19 protein-coding genes and 1 pseudogene are annotated in these 18,993 nt (G+C 70.2%); 8 read left to right on the forward strand and 12 right to left on the reverse strand.

Features of this window, described 5'->3' with window-relative positions; genetic code table 11:
- Nucleotides 1-179: 179 nt before the first annotated feature.
- Nucleotides 180-1,175 (reverse strand): non-homologous end-joining DNA ligase, encoded by a 996-nt coding sequence (gene ligD, locus M3Q35_RS23735; protein ID WP_273934461.1) that lies wholly within the window; start codon nt 1,173-1,175, stop codon nt 180-182.
- Between the two features lie 141 nt (nt 1,176-1,316).
- Nucleotides 1,317-1,937, reverse strand: coding sequence for a TetR/AcrR family transcriptional regulator (locus M3Q35_RS23740; RefSeq protein WP_273934463.1), 621 nt, complete (start codon nt 1,935-1,937; stop codon nt 1,317-1,319).
- A 63-nt stretch (nt 1,938-2,000) separates the two neighbouring features.
- Between M3Q35_RS23740 and M3Q35_RS23745 the strand changes: the two genes are divergently transcribed.
- The 6 genes and pseudogenes from M3Q35_RS23745 (at nt 2,001) to M3Q35_RS23770 (ending at nt 7,270) form a co-directional block, all read left to right on the forward strand.
- Nucleotides 2,001-3,170 carry an acyl-CoA dehydrogenase family protein gene (locus M3Q35_RS23745; protein ID WP_273934465.1) on the forward strand — a complete coding sequence of 390 codons (1,170 nt, stop codon included), beginning with the start codon at nt 2,001-2,003 and terminating at the stop codon, nt 3,168-3,170.
- A complete protein-coding gene (locus tag M3Q35_RS23750) occupies nt 3,167-3,979 on the forward strand; it encodes a MaoC family dehydratase (RefSeq protein ID WP_273934467.1) in 813 nt (270 codons plus the stop codon). The genes M3Q35_RS23745 and M3Q35_RS23750 overlap by 4 nt, the downstream gene beginning before the upstream one ends.
- 167 nt (nt 3,980-4,146) lie before the next feature.
- Entirely contained in the window at nt 4,147-4,572 is a 426-nt protein-coding gene (locus M3Q35_RS23755; protein ID WP_273934469.1) for a hypothetical protein, read from the forward strand.
- A gap of 10 nt (nt 4,573-4,582) precedes the next feature.
- The gene (locus M3Q35_RS23760; protein WP_273934470.1) at nt 4,583-5,218 is read left to right on the forward strand and encodes a DUF3558 domain-containing protein; all 636 of its coding nucleotides are present in this window, start codon (nt 4,583-4,585) and stop codon (nt 5,216-5,218) included.
- Between the two features lie 68 nt (nt 5,219-5,286).
- Complete coding sequence (locus M3Q35_RS23765) at nt 5,287-6,480, forward strand: hypothetical protein (protein WP_273934472.1); 1,194 nt, start codon at nt 5,287-5,289, stop codon at nt 6,478-6,480.
- Nucleotides 6,481-6,584: 104 nt separating this feature from the next.
- Nucleotides 6,585-7,270, forward strand: a pseudogene (locus tag M3Q35_RS23770) (ESX secretion-associated protein EspG).
- On the opposite strand, the gene M3Q35_RS23775 reads toward M3Q35_RS23770, so the two are convergent.
- The 5 genes from M3Q35_RS23775 to M3Q35_RS23795 form a co-directional block, all read right to left on the reverse strand.
- Nucleotides 7,267-7,593, reverse strand: coding sequence for an SCO6045 C-terminal-like domain-containing protein (locus tag M3Q35_RS23775; protein WP_273934474.1), 327 nt, complete (start codon nt 7,591-7,593; stop codon nt 7,267-7,269). The pseudogene M3Q35_RS23770 and the gene M3Q35_RS23775 overlap by 4 nt on opposite strands.
- Nucleotides 7,590-8,396 carry an MbnB/TglH/ChrH family RiPP precursor modification enzyme gene (locus M3Q35_RS23780; RefSeq protein ID WP_273934476.1) on the reverse strand — a complete coding sequence of 269 codons (807 nt, stop codon included), beginning with the start codon at nt 8,394-8,396 and terminating at the stop codon, nt 7,590-7,592. Before M3Q35_RS23780 ends, M3Q35_RS23775 begins: the two co-directional genes overlap by 4 nt.
- Entirely contained in the window at nt 8,393-9,286 is an 894-nt protein-coding gene (locus M3Q35_RS23785) for a TIGR04222 domain-containing membrane protein (protein WP_273934478.1), read from the reverse strand. The genes M3Q35_RS23780 and M3Q35_RS23785 overlap by 4 nt, the downstream gene beginning before the upstream one ends.
- A gap of 271 nt (nt 9,287-9,557) precedes the next feature.
- Complete coding sequence (gene msrB / locus M3Q35_RS23790; RefSeq protein ID WP_273934480.1) at nt 9,558-9,989, reverse strand: peptide-methionine (R)-S-oxide reductase MsrB; 432 nt, start codon at nt 9,987-9,989, stop codon at nt 9,558-9,560.
- Nucleotides 9,990-10,023: 34 nt separating this feature from the next.
- Nucleotides 10,024-10,977, reverse strand: a complete 954-nt coding sequence (locus M3Q35_RS23795; RefSeq protein ID WP_273934482.1) for an asparaginase — start codon at nt 10,975-10,977, stop codon at nt 10,024-10,026.
- Nucleotides 10,978-11,063: 86 nt separating this feature from the next.
- On the opposite strand from M3Q35_RS23795, the gene M3Q35_RS23800 reads away from it, so the two are divergent.
- Nucleotides 11,064-11,699: a GntR family transcriptional regulator gene (locus M3Q35_RS23800; RefSeq protein ID WP_273934484.1), complete on the forward strand. Its 636-nt coding sequence runs from the start codon at nt 11,064-11,066 to the stop codon at nt 11,697-11,699.
- A gap of 137 nt (nt 11,700-11,836) precedes the next feature.
- Here the strand turns inward: M3Q35_RS23800 and M3Q35_RS23805 are convergent, their stop codons facing one another.
- The 4 genes from M3Q35_RS23805 to hemE all read right to left on the reverse strand — a co-directional run bounded on the left by M3Q35_RS23805 (nt 11,837) and on the right by hemE (nt 16,835).
- Nucleotides 11,837-13,525: a patatin-like phospholipase domain-containing protein gene (locus M3Q35_RS23805; RefSeq protein WP_273934486.1), complete on the reverse strand. Its 1,689-nt coding sequence runs from the start codon at nt 13,523-13,525 to the stop codon at nt 11,837-11,839.
- A 114-nt stretch (nt 13,526-13,639) separates the two neighbouring features.
- Nucleotides 13,640-14,335, reverse strand: a complete 696-nt coding sequence (hemQ, locus tag M3Q35_RS23810) for a hydrogen peroxide-dependent heme synthase (protein ID WP_273934488.1) — start codon at nt 14,333-14,335, stop codon at nt 13,640-13,642.
- Nucleotides 14,323-15,765, reverse strand: a complete 1,443-nt coding sequence (hemG, locus tag M3Q35_RS23815) for a protoporphyrinogen oxidase (RefSeq protein WP_273934490.1) — start codon at nt 15,763-15,765, stop codon at nt 14,323-14,325. Before hemG ends, hemQ begins: the two co-directional genes overlap by 13 nt.
- Complete coding sequence (gene hemE, locus M3Q35_RS23820) at nt 15,762-16,835, reverse strand: uroporphyrinogen decarboxylase (protein ID WP_273934492.1); 1,074 nt, start codon at nt 16,833-16,835, stop codon at nt 15,762-15,764. The genes hemG and hemE overlap by 4 nt, the downstream gene beginning before the upstream one ends.
- A gap of 125 nt (nt 16,836-16,960) precedes the next feature.
- On the opposite strand from hemE, the gene M3Q35_RS23825 reads away from it, so the two are divergent.
- Nucleotides 16,961-17,518 (forward strand): DUF3000 domain-containing protein, encoded by a 558-nt coding sequence (locus M3Q35_RS23825; protein WP_379794320.1) that lies wholly within the window; start codon nt 16,961-16,963, stop codon nt 17,516-17,518.
- A 122-nt stretch (nt 17,519-17,640) separates the two neighbouring features.
- On the opposite strand, the gene M3Q35_RS23830 is transcribed toward M3Q35_RS23825, so the two are convergent.
- Nucleotides 17,641-18,825: a dipeptidase gene (locus M3Q35_RS23830; protein WP_379794319.1), complete on the reverse strand. Its 1,185-nt coding sequence runs from the start codon at nt 18,823-18,825 to the stop codon at nt 17,641-17,643.
- Nucleotides 18,826-18,993 lie beyond the last annotated feature (168 nt).

Raw genomic sequence — 18,993 nt, forward strand, 5'->3', positions numbered from 1 at the left:
CGCTCCATGATAAACGGCCGACACCGGGATGCGTCAGACCGATCACACTGACGTCTCAGTACATTTTCCCCGCAGGTCACCGGCCGGAACGACACCGTTCCCGACTGTCAAGAGTCGAGCCGGACATGATACGCCTTCGCGCGGGATTGATGTCCACAATGGAATTGCGGCGTGACGATTCAGTCGCGCCGGGCCTTGCTCGGCTGGACCCGCTTCGGTTCTCCGGCCATCTTCGGATAATCGGGCGGATAGGGCATCTCGCCGCGGTCGTCGGCCGCGTACCAGTCCAGCAGGCGTTCGATGCCGTGCGCCTGGTCGTCGATGCCCTCGAGCGCGTCACCGTGCTCGGCCAGCCAGCCCGGCGCCGTCAGCACGTCGAAGTCGTTCGGGTCGACCGTCGGCAGCTTCTCCCAGGTCAGCGGCATCGACACGGTGGCCCTCGGGGTTCCTCGCACCGACCAGGCCGAGGCGATCGTCCGGTCGCGGGCCGCCTGGTTGTAGTCCAGGAAGACCCGCTCGCCCCGCTCTTCCTTCCACCAGGCCGTCGTCGCCTTGTCCGGCAGCCGGCGCTCCACCTCGCGGCCCAGCGCGATCACCGCGTGCCGGACGTCGATGAAGTCCCACTCCGGCCGAATCCTGGTGAGCACGTGGATCCCGCGCCCGCCCGAGGTCTTCGGGAAGGCCGTCATGCCCAGCTCGTCGAGGACCTCCCGCAGCGTCAGCGCCACCTCCACCGCGTCCGCGAAGTCCGTGCCCGGCTGTGGATCCAGGTCGATGCGCAGCTCGTCCGGCCGGTCGACGTCACTGCGCCGCACCGGCCACGGGTGGAAGTCGAACGTGCCCAGGTTCGCCGCCCAGGCCAGCACCGCCGGCTCCGTCGGGCACACCTCGTCCGCCGTGCGCCCCGAGGGGAAGGTGATCTTCGCCGTCTGCACCCACTCCGGCGCGCCTTTGGGGATCCGCTTGGCGTAGAACGCTTCCCCCGTCACCCCGTCCACGTACCGCTTCAGCGTCGTCGGCCGGTCCCCCACCGCCCGCAGCAGCGGCTCGGCGACCTGGAGGTAGTACTCCACCACCTGCCGCTTGGTGATGCCCCGGTCCGGGAAGTACACCTTGCCCGGGCTCGACACCCGAACGGTGCGCTCCCCCACCTGCAACTCGATCGCCTCGGCCACGCCAGCACCCTATGCCGCCCACGCGAGTCACGCTCTCGGGCAGGAGAGTTCCGTCCTCGGGCCCACCCGCCCAGCCAGCACCCGCACTACTTGCCCGAGGGCGGAACTCGCCTCGGCGCCCGAGAGCGTGACTCGCGGGGGTCACACCACCTCATGCTTCGCGTCCAATGTGGTCAGCAACCCTTCCAGCGCCAGCTCGAAGCTGTCCTCATCCACTTCCTCGGCGTGCTCCCGCAACAGGTGCGCCTGATTCAGGTGCGGATACCGCTCCACGTACAGCTGGGCGTCGTCGGAGAAGCCGGCCGCGAAGGAGCTCGTCGCCGCGCCGATCACGATGTACTTCACCGCCGCGCCGATCATGGTCGCCTCCCGCGGCGGCCAGCCGGCGCCGACCAGGCCGCCGTGCACGGCGTCGGCCATGCGCAGGGAGGCGTCGCGGCGGGCCGGACCGCGGGCGACGAACGGGACCATGTTGGGGTGCTCGGCCAGCGCGGCCCGGTAGGACCGGGCCCAGCGGACCACCCCCGGCCGCCAGCCCTCGTCGAATCCGCTGACGTCGACCCGGCCGATGATCTCGTTGGCCACGTCGTGGAGCAGGTCGTCCTTGGTCGGCACATGGCTGTACAGGGACGCGGCCTGGACGCCGAGCTCGGCCGCCAGTTTGCGCATGGACAGCGCCTCGAGGCCGTCGCGGTCGACCAGCGCCAGCGCCGTGGCGCGGATGCGGGTCGGGCTGAGGATCGGGGTGTGCGGTCTTGGCATGGCGACCTCCTGCGGCGTACATTAAAACTAACAGTGTTCGGTTTAGTCGGGAAGGGACGCGCGGTGGACTTCTCACTCAGCGACGAGCAGCGGGAGATCAGGGACTGGGTGCGCACCTTCGTGCGCAAGGAGGTCATGCCGCTGGAACCCGAGGTGCTGCGGCGCGAGCGCGCCGGCCAGCGCGGGTTCACCGCGGAGGAGTCGCGGGCCCTCCAGCTCAAGGCCAAGGAGGCCGGCTTCTGGGGCGTGCTCACGCCGCAGGAGCACGGCGGCATGGGCCTCGACGCCGTCACCGCCGCGCTGATCGAGGCCGAGCTCGGCCGCTCCTTCGTGCCGTTCTACCTCGGCGGCAAGGCCGACAACATCCTGTTCCACGCCAACGCGGAGCAGCAGGCCCGCTACCTCGTGCCGACCATCGCCGGCGACCGCAAGTCGTGCTTCGCGATCACCGAGCCCGGCGCCGGCTCGGACGCCCGCAACATCCGCACCACCGCCCGCAAGGACGGCAACGAGTGGGTGATCAACGGCGAGAAGACGTTCATCACCGGCGGCAACGAGGCCGACTTCGTGATGGTCTTTGCCGTGACGGACAAGGACAAAGGTGCCGACGGCGGCGTCACCTGCTTCCTCGCCGACCGTGACATGGGCTGGAAGTCCGAGTACATCGACACCATGGGCGAGTGGGGCCCGGCGTCGCTGATCTTCGAGGACGTGCGGGTGCCCGAGGAGAACATCCTCGGCGAGGTCGGGCAGGGTTTCCGGCTGGCCATGCAGTGGATCGGCCAGGGCCGCTACCTGCTGCCGGCGCGGGCCATCGGGGCCACCGAGCGGCTGGTCGAGATGGCCATCGAGCAGAGCAAGAGCCGCGTCACCTTCGGCCAGCCCATCGCCGAGCGGCAGGCCATCCAGTGGATGATCGCCGACTCCGCGGTGGAGATCGAGGCGCTGCGCTGGCTGGTGCTGCACGCCGCGTGGCAGGTCGACCAGGGCGTCGACTCGCGGCAGGCGCAGTCCATGGCCAAGCTGTACGGCGGCGTGAAGGCCAACGAGATCGTCGACCGGGTGCTGCAGATCCACGGCGGCATGGGGTACACGCGGGAGCTGCCGGTCGAGCGGTGGTACCGGGAGCTGCGGCTGCTGCGCATCTACGAGGGCACCGACGAGATCCAGCGTCGGACCATCGCGCGCAACCTGCTCAAGGGGCACGCCAGGGTGGGCGGCTTCCTCGGGTGATCGACTTCGACATCCTCGGCGTCGTCGAGGGTCCGTGGCGCAAGTCGTGGACCTCCGACGACGCCTTGCGTTACGCCGTCGGCGTCGGGGCCGGCGAGTTGGCCTTCGCCACCGAGAACTCGTTCGGCGTCGCGCAGCAGGCCTTGCCGACGATGGCGTTGGCACTGACCCATTTCACCGAGCCCGCCCAGGTCTTCGGCGACGTCGACCTGACCCGGGTGCTGCACGCCGAGCAGTCTTTGGTGCTGCACCGGCCTTTCCCCGTTTCCGGGTCGATCGAGGTCCGCCGCCAGGTCACCGACATCTTCGACAAGGGCTCCGGCGCGTTGATCGTCAGCCGCGTCGACGCCGCTGGCCCGTTGTTTTCCGCCGTATCCTCGGCTTTCCTGCTCGGCGAGGGCGGTTTCGGCGGCTCCCGCGGGCCTTCTTCCCGGGCTCCCATGCCTTCCCGCCCCGCCGACCGCCGTCTGGAGTTCGCCACCGCTTCGAACCAGGCGTTGATCTACCGCCTGTCCGGTGATCGCAATCCCTTGCACAGCGACCCTTCTTTCGCCGCCCGTGGCGGCCTACCGCGGCCCATCCTGCACGGCTTGTGCACCTTCGGCATCACTTGCCGTCTGCTCATCGGCGCTTTCGCCCACGGCGACGCCCATCGCGTCACCGGCATCTCCAGCCGCTTCACCGCCCCCGTCTTCCCCGGCGACACCCTCCTCGTCGACGCTTGGCTCGACGGCGACACCGTCGCCTTCCGCACCAGCACCTCCGCCGGCACCGTCATCGACAACGGACGCCTGTCCCTTCTAGGGTGATTTCCCCTCCCCGCCCGTGTGCGGACCGCTACCATCGAACGGCGCAGCGTCACCGCCCGGGGGAACCACCCGGCCGTGACTTGCGTCGGAGTACCCGGTGGCCGGCGTTTCGTCGCCACCCACTCCGCAGGGTGCCGCGGGCACGAGGGGAAGAGGCACGAGACGCCATGGGCGACCAGGCAACCGGGCAGGCGCAGACGCCGCCGAACGAGGTCAGGGGCTTCACGCGCAGCGAGGCCATCCAGGCCCTCGCCACCCACGTCTTCGGCGGCCCGCCGCCATCGGGTGGCAGGTTCACCATGGATGCGGACCAGCTCAACGACGCCATCAAGCAGTGGAACGACCTGCTCATCGAGCTGCGCAAGGACGTTGAGACGGGTCACGTGATGGCGAGTGTCAGTGCGGCGGGCAGTCCGCTCGACCAGGCAGGTAAGGCCTTTGTCGATGCCGCGAACGCATCCGGTGTCGCCTATCTGAAGGCCAACAAGGCTCAGCAGGACTTCGTAACCGAGTACATCACCAAGCTGACAGCCGTGAGAGACGGCCATGTCGAAGCCGACCAGACCGGTGCCGACCATCTCAAGAAGGCGTGAGGAACTGCCAGTGCGTCACCACACCTTGAAGATCGGCTTCGTCGCTGCGGCGCTTATAGCGGTCGCAACGGCCTGCTCGACGCCGCCATCGGTCGGTGGCACGCCCGCGCCGCAGACCACCGGGGTCAATGCCGAGGGCAAGTTGCCGTCCGGTGCCCCCCACGTGGCGAAACCACTCGACGTTTCGCGCGCACAAGCCACACCTTGCATCACATTGACCGCTGCACAGATCTCCGCCCTCGGTATTGTCGCCACCGGAAAATCCAGTCAATCCGCCGTCGGCCCCGCCTGCGATTGGGCGGACACATCAGCGACCCCGTCACCCATGAGCATCGGCATCCGCTTCGTCACCAACAGCACGGGCGGCCTCAGCTCGCTCTATGTTCAGGCCGAGTCGCTCAAGAAAGTCGGCGGCTACTTCGAGCCCATTGACCCGATTCAGGGATATCCGGCCCTGCTGTACTCCCAGTACGACGACCGGAAGGCTCGGACGAACGCCGGTTGCAACCTGGGCATCGGGGTCAGCGACACGCTCCAGATCGCCGTCGGCGTCGTCGTTGGAGCCCCCTCTTCGCAGTCCGATCCGTGCACGATCGACAAGAAAGCCGCCGACATGATCATGACCAATCTGAAGGCGGGGTCGTGATGGGAACACTTGGACCGGGCGATATCCACAATGCCCTGACTCAGGGGCCTGGCACTGACAGTTTCCAGTTGGCCAAGCAGGCCTCGAATTCGCTGGCGGCCTCTCATCAGGAGCGGGAGAGCCAGGCTATGGCGCTGGTGATGAAGATGGGCTCCGCCTGGACGGGGGATGCTTCCGAGGCGGCGCAGGCGGGGGCGGCGCCGTTGTTGCGGGCGTTTCGGGATGGGCAGGAGGCGCTGTCGACGCATCAAGATCTGATGGGGCGGCAGACGGAGTCGTTCGGGGTGGCCAAGACGAGCGTGCACGACGTGCCGAACCAACCGCCGTCGGCGTCGTTCGGGGACATGGTGAGCGACGCGAGCGGGGTGAGCCTGTTCACGGGCGGCGGCTACCTGAACAAGGTGCAGGACTGGTCGGAGAAGGCCAACGCGAACGTGGCGGCCTACTCGAACTACGCGAACGCGAGCACGTACAACCGGGCGAACATGCCGAACGAGTACGGGGATCCGAGCGGGTCGAGCTCGGATGTGGCGCTGGCGTCCCAGCAACCGGGGCCGAACGGGCCGGGGCCGGGGGGACCGAGCGGGGTGCACGAGCCGGGAGGCACGGGCGGACCGAACGCGCCGGTGTCGCACTACAGCGGCGGACCGGGCTCGTCGCAATGGACGCCGAACGGCGTCGGAACGCCGGGGCCGGGAACGGGCAGCCTGCCGAACACGGGCACGGGATCGGGGACCACGAGCACCCAGGGCTGGCCGGGTGGACCGTCGACGCCGGGCACCGGCGGCGGCTGGCCCACGGGCGGCGGTCCAGGCGGTCCAGGCACGGGGCCGGGCACCGGAATGGGAGGCGGCGCTGACGGCGGTTTCCCGGGCGGAGGCGCGCCCTTCGGCGGAGGCGTGGGCGGATACGGCACAGACGGCAGTGGCAGCGCGGCCGGTGGGACAAGAGGCCTGCGTGGCGGTGGCATGGCCGGCACCGGAGGCGGCGGCACGGCCCGAGGTGGCGGCGTGGCCGAGGGCAAGGTCGGCCCGGGAGCCCGTGCCAGCACGGGAATGCCGGGCGCGGGCGGTACGACGGTGGCGGCAGCACGGCCCGGCACGCCTGGCGCACAGGGTGCGAGCGGTATGCCCGGCGGGGCCCAAGGCCGCAAGGAGGAGGACAAGGAGCACAAGTCGGCGGCCTACCTGGAGGACGACTACTCCGACGAGCTCATCGGCGAACTCCCCCGCACCACACCGACGGTGATCGGCCTGGACTGACGGACAACACAAAGCTGACTGGGGGTTCGGCTGTGCTGAGAGAGCGCGTCGAGTTGTCGATGGATGCGCTGAAGGCGTTCTGGCGGTGGGAAGGCCACGACCGGATGCCGGCGGTGCTGGTGTCCACTGTGGAATGGATGGACGACGACAGCCGGCACGAGGCCGACCGGAGCGTGCTCGAAGAGCTGGCTGGACGGGGCTTGCTGGCCGGCGGTGGGGTGCCGGAAGAGGTGCGGGCGACGTTTCATCTGCTGACCAGGCCGGAGTACGAGGTGTTCGGGTGGATCACCTCGCCACGAAAGACGACGGGGGTGCTGGCGGCGGCCGGCGCCAAAGAAGCCGCGCTGGTGGTTCGTGAAGGCGAAACGGCCTGGCTGTCGCCGATCCGGACGGACGAAGTGGTCGAAGCGGTGGTGGCGCAACTGCCGGCGCTGCCAGCGGCTCACGGCCGCTCGATGAACGTGTGCGAAGCCGACTTCACCGGAGCCCGACCCCAGGAGGAAAGCGGCTGGAACGGCTTCAAGCCATGACCGAAGCGCACGATGTGCGGGCGCTGAAGGCGTTGCTGGGAGAACCGGTGCTGGGAGTCAGCCAACTGTGGGCGGCGGCCCGCGGCACGGACGGCCGGCTGCACCAAGTGGAAACACCGCTGACCGTAAGGGATACGGCCGAAGGCCGCTGGCTCACGCAGACCACGACGACGTCCGGCCAACGCTGGGCGACGGCGACCCCGGCCAGCCCACAGCTGCTGACCAACAAGCTGTACGAGACTCTCCGCAAACTCGGCTAACGACGCCACCACGAACGACGTGGCGGCGCGAGATGTCCCTGTGCTACCAACCAAAGCCGGAAGCGTTCGGCGTCATCCCGCATCCGCACTTCGACGGTTTTGGGATGCCCCAAAGCAAACTCGGCGAACAACGGCCCGAACCGGTCGCCAAGCGCGTCGGCGAGGTCGGGCCGCAGGTGCCAAATAACCCTACGGCGCTTGGACAACAGGGCATCGGCCTGCGCACGCAGCCGACCGGAATCAAAACCACTAGGCGCAGGCCCATCGGCCAACAGAGCGCGCAGCAACGAAGCCTGCTGGGCGGCGAGCTCCGAGCGGCTCATGTCAGCACGGCGCGAATGGCCGCGAGCTCGGCGGCGAGCTCCTCGTCGGACGGATAGTCGTCGTCCCGTTCGAGCAACACGCCGGGCGGATCGACCCGGGCGCACAGCTCGCCCAGCAGGTCGAGCACGGCACCGGGCATCGCATGGGCATGGGTGTCGTGATAGAGCCCGTCCCGCTCCACGCCACCGGCAACGTGCACATAAGCCAAGCGCTCCAACGGAAGCGTGGCCAGGAACTCGGCCGGGTCGGTGCCGATGTTGTGGGCGTTGGCATGAAGATTGGCCACGTCGATCAGCAGCCGGCAGTCGGTCCGCTCGACCAGCGAAGCCAGGAACTGGCCCTCGGTCATCTCGGCGTCCGGCCAGTCGATCAACGCGGCCACGTTCTCCAGCGCCAACGGCACGGGCAGCGCCCGCTGCGCCTGGAGAACGTTGGCCACCAACACATCCAGGGCCTCACGCGTACGCGGCACCGGCATCAGGTGCCCGGCGTCGAGACCGCCGGCCCGCACGAAACACACATGGTCGCTGACCAGAGGGGCCTCCAACGCCGAGGCCACGGCCCCGAGGTGCTCGACCCGGGCCATCTCCAACGGCTCGGCCCCGCCCAGCGACAGGGAAACGGCGTGCGGCAGCACCGGCACGCCGCGTTCCCGCAGCAGTCGCAGCGACTCGGGCAGGTCGCCGTGACCGAGGTTCTCGGCGACCACCTCGACGAAGTCGACATCGGGCAGACGCTCGACGGTCAGATCGATCTCCGGCCGCCACCCGATGCCGACTCCGAGCCGTGGCAAGGACTTCATCCGCCACAACCCCCGCCGCCACCGCAGCCGCCGCCCCCACCGCAGCTGCTCCCGCCACCGCCGCCGCTGCTACAGCCGCCCCCGCCGCCCCAGAAGTAGCCACCGGCCGCGGCGGCCCCGACGCCCGCACCCGAGCGCCGCCGCGGCGGCTCGATCGACCTCTGGAGGGCCTCGGCGGTCCGGGCGTCCGGGTACGCGGTGACGCCGATCAGGGCGACCGCCATAGCCGCGTCACGGACGGTGCCGCGACGCAACTCCCGCAGCGCCCGGCCGCCGGCGAGGGTGCGCAGCTGCCGGTTCCGCTGGAAGTTCAGCGTGCAGATCAGCAGCACGATCGTGGCCAGCAGGGACAGCACGAGGAAGGCGACGGGCCGGTGCAGGCCGAAGCCGTTGGCGAACCGCACGCAGCCCACGATCATCACGGCCAGCAACGGCACCGTCGAGGCGTAGCGGAAGCGAGCCGCGACGTGCGCCGGCACCAGCAGGCCGAGGTCGGCCAACTCGTGGCCGATGTCCCACAGCGTCGACCGGCTGCGCAGGTACTTGGTGATGGCCCGCAGCGTCTGGCTGGCAGCAGCCCGAGCCAGGATCTGCGCGGCCAGCGGACTCGGCGCCACGGCCTGCCCGGTGGCCCGGACCGTGCCGGAGCTGTCGGCCCGCAGCGCGCCAGCTGCCAGCAGTTCGGCCGCGGCGGCCTGGACCGCGCGGTCCGGGCCGGCGGCGAGAAAGCCGGTCTCCACCGCGGCCGGCCGCCATACACCGGTATGAACGCGGCCGAAAAATGTCGGCAGAATTCTGATCAGCACGGCCAGCGCCAACGCGCAGACGATACCGATCCAATAGATTTGCAGGAACTGTTCTCCGGACAGTCCCCACGGCTCCTGGCCCATTTCCCCACCCCCGTAGGGTCATCCAACCCCAATGGACGCAACGCGTTTCGCCGTGCGAAACACGCTCCACACCGAGGTCACCGGGCGCCACGGCCGACCCCCAGCCAGTCGCGGCGCCCGGCGACACCCCCGGTCCCGCCGGCTCCTCCCCAGGTGCCGGCGGCGTTGATGTCGTCGTCCCTTCGCCGTTTTCCGGCTCCGGGTAGCGCATATCGTGGGCGCGTCGAAAAGCGCGGGCAAGGCCTCTTGAGGAAGCCTTAGGGTGGGTCGCTCAGGCTTCGTCCGTCTGGGGGACGAGGCGCAGGGAAATACTGTTGATGCAATACCGCTGGTCGGTCGGAGTGGGGTAGCCCTCGCCCTCGAAGACGTGGCCGAGGTGGCTGTGGCAGGTGGCGCAGAGGACCTCCACGCGGACCATGCCCAGCGCGCGGTCCTCACGCAGGATCACGCTGTCGCCGGCCAGCGGCGAGAAGAACGACGGCCAGCCGCAGTGCGAGTCGAACTTGGTGTCGCTGCGGAACAGCTCGGCCCCGCAGGCCCGGCACTCGTAGACGCCTTCGGTCTTGGTGTCGGTGTACTCGCCGACGAACGGGCGCTCGGTGCCGGCCTTGCGCAGCACGGCGAACTCCTGCGGGCTCAGCTGGGCCCGCCACTCCTGCTCCGACTTGACGACCTTGGGGGTGGTGCCGACGACGGGTTCCATGTCTGAAAGTTTATGGATTTGCCAACCCGTGTGCTCAGGCCACGGCCATTACGAAAGCGGGACGTACCTCACCGACGCGCCGACCGTGCCCCAGCACCGGGACGTCGGCCAGGCCCTCCACCGCGGTCACGTCCACGCCGAGCCGGCGCAGCGCCTCGACCAGCACCACGGGCCGGGCCCGGTTGGAACCGTCGGCGATCTTCACGGCCACCGCCGAGCCGTCCGGCAGGCCGATGCCGTAGACGCCTTCGGCGCCGTCCTTGGCCACCGCGCCGGGCAGGCCGCGCATCAGGTCCGTGACGTCACGGCCGGTGCCGCCGACCCACTCGGGGTGCCGGCTCATCGCGCGGGCGACGCGATGCTCAGGAGTGCCGGCTGGGGCGGCGGCGAGCCGGCCGAACGCGCGGGCCAGGCCGGTCAGCGTGATCGCGAACAGCGGGGCCCCGCAACCGTCGACTCCCACTGCGCCGACGGTCTCGCCGGCCAGGTCCTCCAGGGCGGCGCGGGCGGCCAGCTGGAGGGGGTGGTCGGCATCCAGGTAGTTCTCGGTCGGCCAGCCGTTGGCCACGCAGGTGGCGAGCATGGCCGCGTGCTTGCCGGAGCAGTTCATGTAGATCGGGGCGGCGTGGCCGCCCGCGGCGAGGTGGTCGGTCTTCGCCTGCTCGCCGAGGGGCAGATCGGCGGTGCACTGCAGGGCGTCCTCGGTCAGGCCGGCACCGGCCAGGATGCGACGGACGCCGTCGATGTGGAAGGGCTCGCCCGAGTGGCTCGCGCAGGCCAGCGCCAGCAGCTCGCCGTCGAGCGCCAGGCCGCTGCGGACCATGGCCAGCGCCTGGAACGGCTTGTTGGACGAGCGCGGGAAGCACAGCGCGTCCGGCTGGCCCACGCCGAGGACCGGGTGGCCGTCGCCGTCCACCGCGACCACCGATCCGTGGTGCACCGATTCGAGGAAGTCGCCTCGCCACACCTCAGCCACGAGCTCGTGCATACCGGCCTCCCTCGACTCCGTGATCCTGCCAACTGTCGACAGTTAACAACTTGCTCGCGGACGTTGTAAAGGCGGATGTTCGTCACATGAGCGTCGACCTCGTGCATACCGGCCTGGCCGGGCAGACCGTGGGCGTGCTGCGGGAGCTCGTGCTGACCGGGGAGATCGCGGCCGGCGAGCGGGTGAACGAGGTGGGCCTGGCCCAGCGGCTCGGCATCAGCCGCGGGCCGCTGCGGGAGGCCATCCGGCACCTGGCCAGTGAAGGCCTGCTGGTGCTGACGCCCAACCGCGGCGCGCACGTGCCCATGGTCGACAACGACGGGGTGCGGGCCCTGTTCGAGCTGCGCGCCGCCCTTGAGTGCGCCACCGCCCGCCTCGCCGCCGCGCGGCGCACCGACGCCGACCTGGCCCGGATGCGCGAGGTCAGCGCCGCTTCACGGGCCGCCTTCACCACCGGCGAATTCCCCTACCGGCTCGATCTGGCCTTCCACGGCGCGCTATTGGACGCCGCCCGCTCCCCACTCATCACCGAGCAGGTGCGGCTGGCCCAACAGCGCGTGATCCTGCTCCGCGCCGCCCAGGAAGTGGCCTTCTCGCACGAGCAGGCGTCCATGGACGACCACGACTCGATCATCGCGGCCATCGAGGCCCATGACGGCGAGCGCGCGGCCCACGTGATGGCAACCCACCTGGACCGCGTGCGGGACCAGCTGCTCACCTGAGTGGCTCACTTGCGCTTCAAGGCCCACGTGAGTGGCTCAGGTGGGCTTTCCAGCCCACCTGAGTGGCTCACTTGGCATTTCCAGCCCATGTGAGTGGCTCAGGTGGCGATAGAAGCCAAATGAGCCACTCACGTGGCTTAGACGTCCGGCGTGATGCGCATGGCGACGGAGGGCTTGGGGTCGGCGCCGTCGACGAAGGTCTCGCCGCAGCGCAGCCACGCGTCGGCGCCGTCGAGGAGCTGGGCGGTGGCGGCGGCGGCCTCGGCCGACCACGCCTCCGCGTGACCGTCGGCCGCACCGCCGGAGGCGAGCCACTCCTGGTACTCGGTGGTGAAGGCCTCACGCATGCTGATGTGGCCGTCGTCCGGCGCGACGAGGTTGCGCTGGAGCATGCGCATGGCGATCAGGTAGCGCTCGACCCAGTGCTTGCGGAAGTCGAAGTCGACGAGCGACCGGCCGGCATCCGCGCCCTTGGCGTCGATGGCGGAGATGGTCGCGGGCGGCATGGTGAGGTTGAAGCCGCCCTCGCCGTCGGTCAGGTCGATGGCCCGCACCCGGTCGTTGAACCCGGGCAGCCGGGCCTGCAGGGTGTCGTGCCAGTTGAGCCCAGCGCCGAGAATGCCCCCGAGGTAGCCGAGCAGCCCGGGCGAGGTCGGGACCCGCTCGGGGTCGACCGGCGGCTGGTCGCTCTGCGATGACGGCACCTTCGGTCCGAAGTAGAGGCCGAAGGTGGGCCGGGTCGGCAGCCACGCGTCGAAGAACTGGATGGGGAAGTTGCTGGAGATGCCGCCGTCGGCGAACCAGTGCCGGGCCACGGTCGACCCATCCACCGTCCACAGTGGAACGGCGGAGAGCAGCACGGGAAACGTGAGGCTCATCCGGGTCGCGACCAGCACGGGCAGGTCGTCGGTCGGCAGCGCGCGGAGTTCGCCGGCGCCGGGATAGACCACGGGACTGGTGCGCCCCAGGTGATCAAGCACCTCGGCCGGGAACAGCTTGCGCCATTCGTCCAGGCTGAACAGGTAGTTGACATCCGAGTACGCCTCGTTGGGCAGCCGCACCGGCCGCCCGCCGGTGACGTCGGTAGTCATCAGCTGGAGGTTGATGCCCTTGGCCTTGAGGTCGCTGAAGGTCAGCGGGTCCGCGACGTCCTTGCCGGCGACGATCTGGATCTGCTTGTACAGCCAGTCGGCCAGCGCATCGGGATCACGCGGCCGCTGCTTGTGGCCGATGCACATGCCGTAGTAGTTCTTCGGCAGATCCCGCACCAGGCGCACCACCGACCACACCAGTGCCACGGTGAGCCCGAGTCCGCCGGTGATCACCGTGCCGACCACGAACACGACCCAGCCGCTCCAGCCGATGCCGCCGAGCGTGCCGCCGGCGCTGGCCACGAGCAGCCAGCCGAGTCCGAACGCGACCGCCGCCGACAGCAGCAGCGGCAGGAACAGCCAGCGCAGCAGCCCCCACAGATACGTGACGGCCTTGGCGCCGGTGGTCCGCTTTGCCTGCGCCGCAAGCAGAATCCGGAACAGCGGCTTGGCCTGCCTTGTCGGCCGGAACTGCCGGACGATCAGGCCGGGCTCCTGGAGCTGCTGGCGTAAGGCCTGCAAACGCTCAAAACCGCCGCTGTCACGGGCGTACTCGGCGGCGGCGGTCACCGCGGCCGCCATCGCGCCCGCGGACGCCCCGCCGATCGAGCGGAACCGGAATGTCTTGTACAGCTCCAGAACCGCCGCCGGGTAGGCGACGCCGCTGGTGATCCCGCCCTGCATCACCAGGTCGCACTCGGTGGGGCGAGCCGGGATCCCCCCGGGATTGGTCATGACCGACACCTCGCTAAGCCGTTCGCACCAAGGCTAGTGATCTTGTGCGTCGGACAGAAGAGGGGTCCAGGGCTGGGCTGGATACCAGTAGATGTCGGTATCCAGCCCAATCCGTTACGGCAGGTTGGCCACCAGCTCCACCGGCGGCACCCGCGTCCCGGTGTAGAACGGGATCTCCACGCGGACGTGCCGGCGGGCCTCGGTCTCGCGCAAGTGGCGCATCAGGTCGACGATGCGGTGCAGCTCATCGGCCTCGAAGGCGAGGATCCACTCGTAGTCGCCCAGCGCGAACGAGGCCACCGTGTTGGCCCGCACGTCCGGGTAGTCGCGGGCCTCCTTGCCGTGGTCGGCGAGCATCTTGCGGCGCTCGTCGTCGGGCAGCAGGTACCACTCGTACGACCGCACGAAGGGGTACACGCAGAGGTAGTTCTTCGGCTCCTCGCCGGCCAGGAAGGCCGGGATGTGGCTCTTGTTGAACTCGGCCGGCCGGTGCAGCGCGACCTGGCTCCACACCGGGGTCGAGGCCCGCCCGACGGCGGTGGTGCGGCGGAAGTCGGCGTAGGCCGCCTGCACCTGCTCGATCTCCTCGGCGTGCCACCAGATCATGTAGTCGGCGTCGGCCCGCAGGCCGGACACGTCGTACACGCCGCGCACCACGACGCCCTTGCTCTCAAGGGAGTCGAAGAACTCCTGGGCCTCGGACGCCGCCGGCCCGCGGTCCTCGCCGAGCCGTCCGGGTTCGCTGCGGAACACCGACCACATCGTGTAGCGGATGGTGTCGTTCAGTTCGTTGTAGTTCAAGCGGGCCATGAGCCCATGGTCCCACCGGACCCACGGTGTCTGCCCAAGAGGTGTGCAGCCACACGTGCCGCAGCTGCCTGACTGGTCGCAATGCAGGCCGGGACGCCGACACCGTGCAGGCTGGCACCGGCCACGGCCAGCCCCGGAAGTTCGGCCACGGCGGTCTCGATGGCGGTCACGCGGCTGAGGTGCCCGACGCCGTACTGCGGCAGCCCGCCGCCCCACCGCGTGACGGCGGAGTCGATCGGCGCGGCGGTGATGCCGGTGAGCTCGGCCAGGTCGGCCAGCACGGTGCGGACCAGCTCGTCGTCGTCGACCTGGAGCGCGGCGGTCTCGCCGGCCTTGCCGACCGAGCCCCGGATGACCAGCGTCTCCTCGCCGTCCAGGTGGGCCCACTTGCGGCTGGAGAAGGTGAACGCCTTGGCGGTGAAGCGGGTGCCGTCGTGCCAGCGGTCGTCGCCGGCGATGAGCACGCCGGAGTTCCGCGGCAGGGCCACGTCGGCCGGCAGCACCAGCGAGATGACGGCCATGGACGCCAGCTCGATGCCGCCGAACGCGGCCGCGGCCACCGGCGCGACGTCGGCGAGCAGCTTCGCGGCCGCCGGGGCGGGCACGGCCAGCACCACACCGTCGACGTCCAGGGCATGCTCGCCGAACTCCACGGTCCAGCCGGCCTCGCGCCGCCGCAGCCGACGGACCGGGCGGCCGTACTCGATGGTGGCGTCGGCCACCTTGGCCAGCCGGTCGGTGAGCGAGCCGAGGCCGTCGCGCAGCGTGCCGAACACCGGCGGCCTCTTCGCGCCCTGCTGCGGCGGCGCCGGGACCAGCGCGGACGCCGCGGCAACGAGCGAACCGGCGCCACGGTCCAGCGCCCCGGCGAGCGGAGCCATGGTCGCGCGCAGGCTGAGGCCGTCGGCGTGACCGGCGTAGACGCCGCCGAGCAGCGGGTCGACCAGCCGGTTGGTCACCTCGGGCCCGAACCGCTCGCGCAGCAGCTTGCCGACGGAGATGTCCTCGCCGTCGAGGTGGATGGGCGGCAGCGCCGGCTCGTGGGCCACCCGGGCCACCGCGGCGTCGGACAGCACGCCGCGGACCGCGTCGGCCGAGGCCGGCACGCCCTGGAAGGTGTGTCCGGGCAGTGGGTTGATCCGCCCGGCGGCCCGGACCGTTGCCGACGCCGAGGTCGGGTGGACCAGGTCGTCGGCCATGCCGATCTCGGTGATCAGCTCGGTCGCCTCGCGGCGGCGGGCCAGGAAGGCCTCCGCGCCGACGTCGTACGAGCGGCCGCCCAGCTCCACGGTGCGGAGCTTGCCGCCGACGCGGTCCGTCTGCTCGATGACGGTGATGGTGGCCAGCGGTCCGAGCAGCTTGCGCAGCCGGTAGGCGGCGGCGAGGCCGGACACGCCGCCACCGACGACGGCGACATGGGGCTCGGTCATGACAGCGAATGCACCAGCTCTGTGACTCGGGTGACGACCGTGGGATCGGTGTCCGGCAGGACGCCGTGGCCGAGGTTGAAGATGTGCCCGGCGGCCGCCTTGCCCTCGGCGACGATCCGGCGCACCTCGCGCTCCAGCACGTCCCAGTCGGCGAACAGCAGCGCCGGGTCGAGGTTGCCCTGCACGACCGGCACCGGCCCGTCCGGACGGGCCGCGGTCAGCCGCCGTACCGCCTCGTCCAGCGGAATCCGCCAGTCCACGCCGACCACGTCGGCCCCGGCGTCACGCATGGCCACCAGCAGCTCGCCGGTGCCGACGCCGAAGTGGATCCGGGGAATGCCGGCGTCGCGCACGCTGTCGAACACCCGGCTGGAGTGCGGCAGCACGTATTCGCGGTAGTCCCGCTCGGACAACGCGCCGGCCCACGAGTCGAACAGCTGCATCGCGTCGATGCCGGCCTCGACCTGCACCCGCAGGAACTCGGTGGTGATGCCGGCCAGCTTGGCCAGCAGCGAGTGCCACACGTCGGGCGAGCTGTGCATGAGCGCCTTGGTGCGCTCGTGGTTCTTCGACGGGCCGCCCTCGACCAGGTACGAGGCCAGCGTGAACGGCGCGCCGGCAAAGCCGATCAGCGGGGTGTCACCTAGCTCAGCGGTCAGCAGCCGGATCGTGTCGGCGACCGCGGCGACCTGCTCGGCGGCCAGGTCGGGCAGCGCGTCCACGTCGGCCTTGGTGCGCACCGGGTTGGCCACCACCGGGCCGACGCCGCCGACGATCTCCACGCCGATACCGGCGGCGTAGACCGGGACGACGATGTCGCTGTACAGGATGGCGGCGTCCACGCCGTGCCGCCGGACCGGCTGGAGAGTGATCTCCGCCGCCAGATCCGGTGTGAGACACGACTCGAGCATCGGGATGCCCTCGCGCACCTTCTTGTACTCGGGCAGCGACCGGCCGGCCTGGCGCATGAACCAGACGGGGGTCCGGGTCGGCTCGCCGCCCCGGGCCGCGACCAGCAGGGGAGCGTCTGAGAGGTCGCGGCGGGCCGAGACCGGAGCAGTGTTCGTCATGGCCCTCCAATGGTGCCACGCGGCCGGAATCGTTGGTCACGGAGTCGTCTCGGGGATGCGGAATCCGTCGTGTCGTGCGGGACTTCGGCGCGGTTCAACCCGTAAGGTCACCGGACGTGACCGGGATGTCGGAGGAGCCAGCGCTGTTCCGGCAGGCAGTGGAAGCGCTCAGGTCGGTGCGTACCCGACCGGAGATCGAACTGACGGAGGTCCGTGCGCCGCAGCGGTTGGCGCCGTGGTCGTTCGCCTACAGCGCGGAAGCCGACGGGCCTGCCGACGTATTGGCCACTGGCCGGTTGGTGCTGCTGCACGACCCGGACGGCGAGGAGGCGTGGGGCGGGGTGCTCCGCGTGGTCGCCTTCGTCCGGGCCGAGCTGGACGCCGAGCTGGCGGTGGACCCGCTGCTGCCGGCGGTGGCCTGGTCCTGGCTGACCGACGCGCTCGAGGGCTCATCGGCCCGGTGGACCGCGCTCGGCGGCACCGTCACCCAGAACTCCTCGGCCCGTTTCGGCGACATCTCCGGCCCGGCCCGCACCGACGACCTGGAGCTGCGGGCCTCCTGGACGGCGCTGGACGCGGAGCTGACCGCGCACGGCGACGCCTTCTGCGAGCTGCTGTCCAGCACCGTCGGCCTGCCCCCGGTCGGGGTCACCCTCTTCGGCCAGCGCCAGAGCAGCCTCTGACTCTTCACGCTTGGAAGGGGCTTTCCCGCACTCGGAGTGCGGGAAAGCCCCTTCCAAGCGTGCACGTGCAGCGGCCGCGAGGCCCGAGGGGCTCGCGGCCGCTCGTCATTGCCCCGGTGTGATCACACGATCGAGTGAAGTTTGCGGGCGATCTGCTCGGCCTCCCGCAGCACCCGCAGCGTGTTCGCGCCGGCCAGCTTCTCGCAGTCCGACTCGCTCCAGCCGCGGTCCAGCAACGCCGTGAACAGGCGCGGATAGCAGGAGACGTCCTCGAGACCGGCCGGCAGCCGGTCGGCGCCGTCGTAGTCGCCGCCGAGGCCGATGTGATCGATGCCGGCGACCTCGCGGGCGTGCTCCAGGTGCCGCACGACGTCGTCGAGCGTCGCCTCGGGCTGCGGGCCACCGCCGGTCCAGGTCTGCGCGAACCGGTGCCGTGCGTCCAGGTCACGGTGGTCGGCGCCGGCGGCCGTCATGGCCTCCCGCAGCCGGGCGTCCCACTCGGCCCGGGCCGGCGACACGAAGCTCGGCACGAATGTGATCATGCACACACCGCCCTTGGCCGCCAGTTCGGCCAGCACGTCGTCGGGGACGTTGCGCGGGTGGTCGGCGACCGCGCGGCAGGAGGAGTGGCTGAAGATGGGCGGCGCCTCGCTCACGGCCAGCGCGTCACGCATGGTCGACGGCGCGACGTGCGACAAGTCGACCAGCATGCCCAGGCGGTTCATCTCCCGGACCACGTCACGGCCGAAATCGGTGAGGCCGTTGTGCACGGGCTCGTCCGTGGCCGAGTCGGCCCAGTCGGTGTTGTTGTTGTGCGTGAGCGTCAGGTACCGGACGCCGAGCCGGTGCAGGGCGCGCAGCGCGCCGAGCGAGTTGTTGATGCTGTGGCCGCCCTCGGCGCCCAGCAGCGAGGCGATCCGGCCGGACCGGAACGCGGCTTCCGCGTCGTCAACCGTGAGGGCCAGCTGAAGATGGTCCGGATAGCGGTTGACCAGCTCATACACGACTTCGATCTGCTCGAGCGTGGCCGTGACCGCGCTGTGACCCTGGAGCCGGCAGGGCACGTAGACCGACCAGAACTGCATGGTCAATGCGCCTTTTCGGAGTCGGACCAGGTCCGTCTGCAGATCTGTCCGCTCTTTCGTCAGATCGGCCGCCGCCCACTCGGCCGGCCAGCCGGCTCCGCCGGCCAGTTCACGCAGCACCCACGGCAGGTCGTTGTGCCCATCCGCCAGTTGGACCCGCCGCAGTAGGGCGTTTGCACGTGCAGAAGCACGTCCATCTGCGTGTTCCGACCCGTCCGTCACGACCGCAACTCCTTCATGTCGTTATGAAGCCTTCTCGCGTTAGCCACCTCGCCAGGAGTCCCTCGATCGTGCGACAAACCTGGCCTCTGGTGACAACTCGATCGGGACAGATACCCATTTGATCGTCCCGCTGACCCGCTTGGGCGGCTACGCTGCTGCCGTCGACAC

It is taken from the genome of Kutzneria chonburiensis (assembly GCF_028622115.1).
Taxonomy (GTDB): domain Bacteria; phylum Actinomycetota; class Actinomycetes; order Mycobacteriales; family Pseudonocardiaceae; genus Kutzneria; species Kutzneria chonburiensis.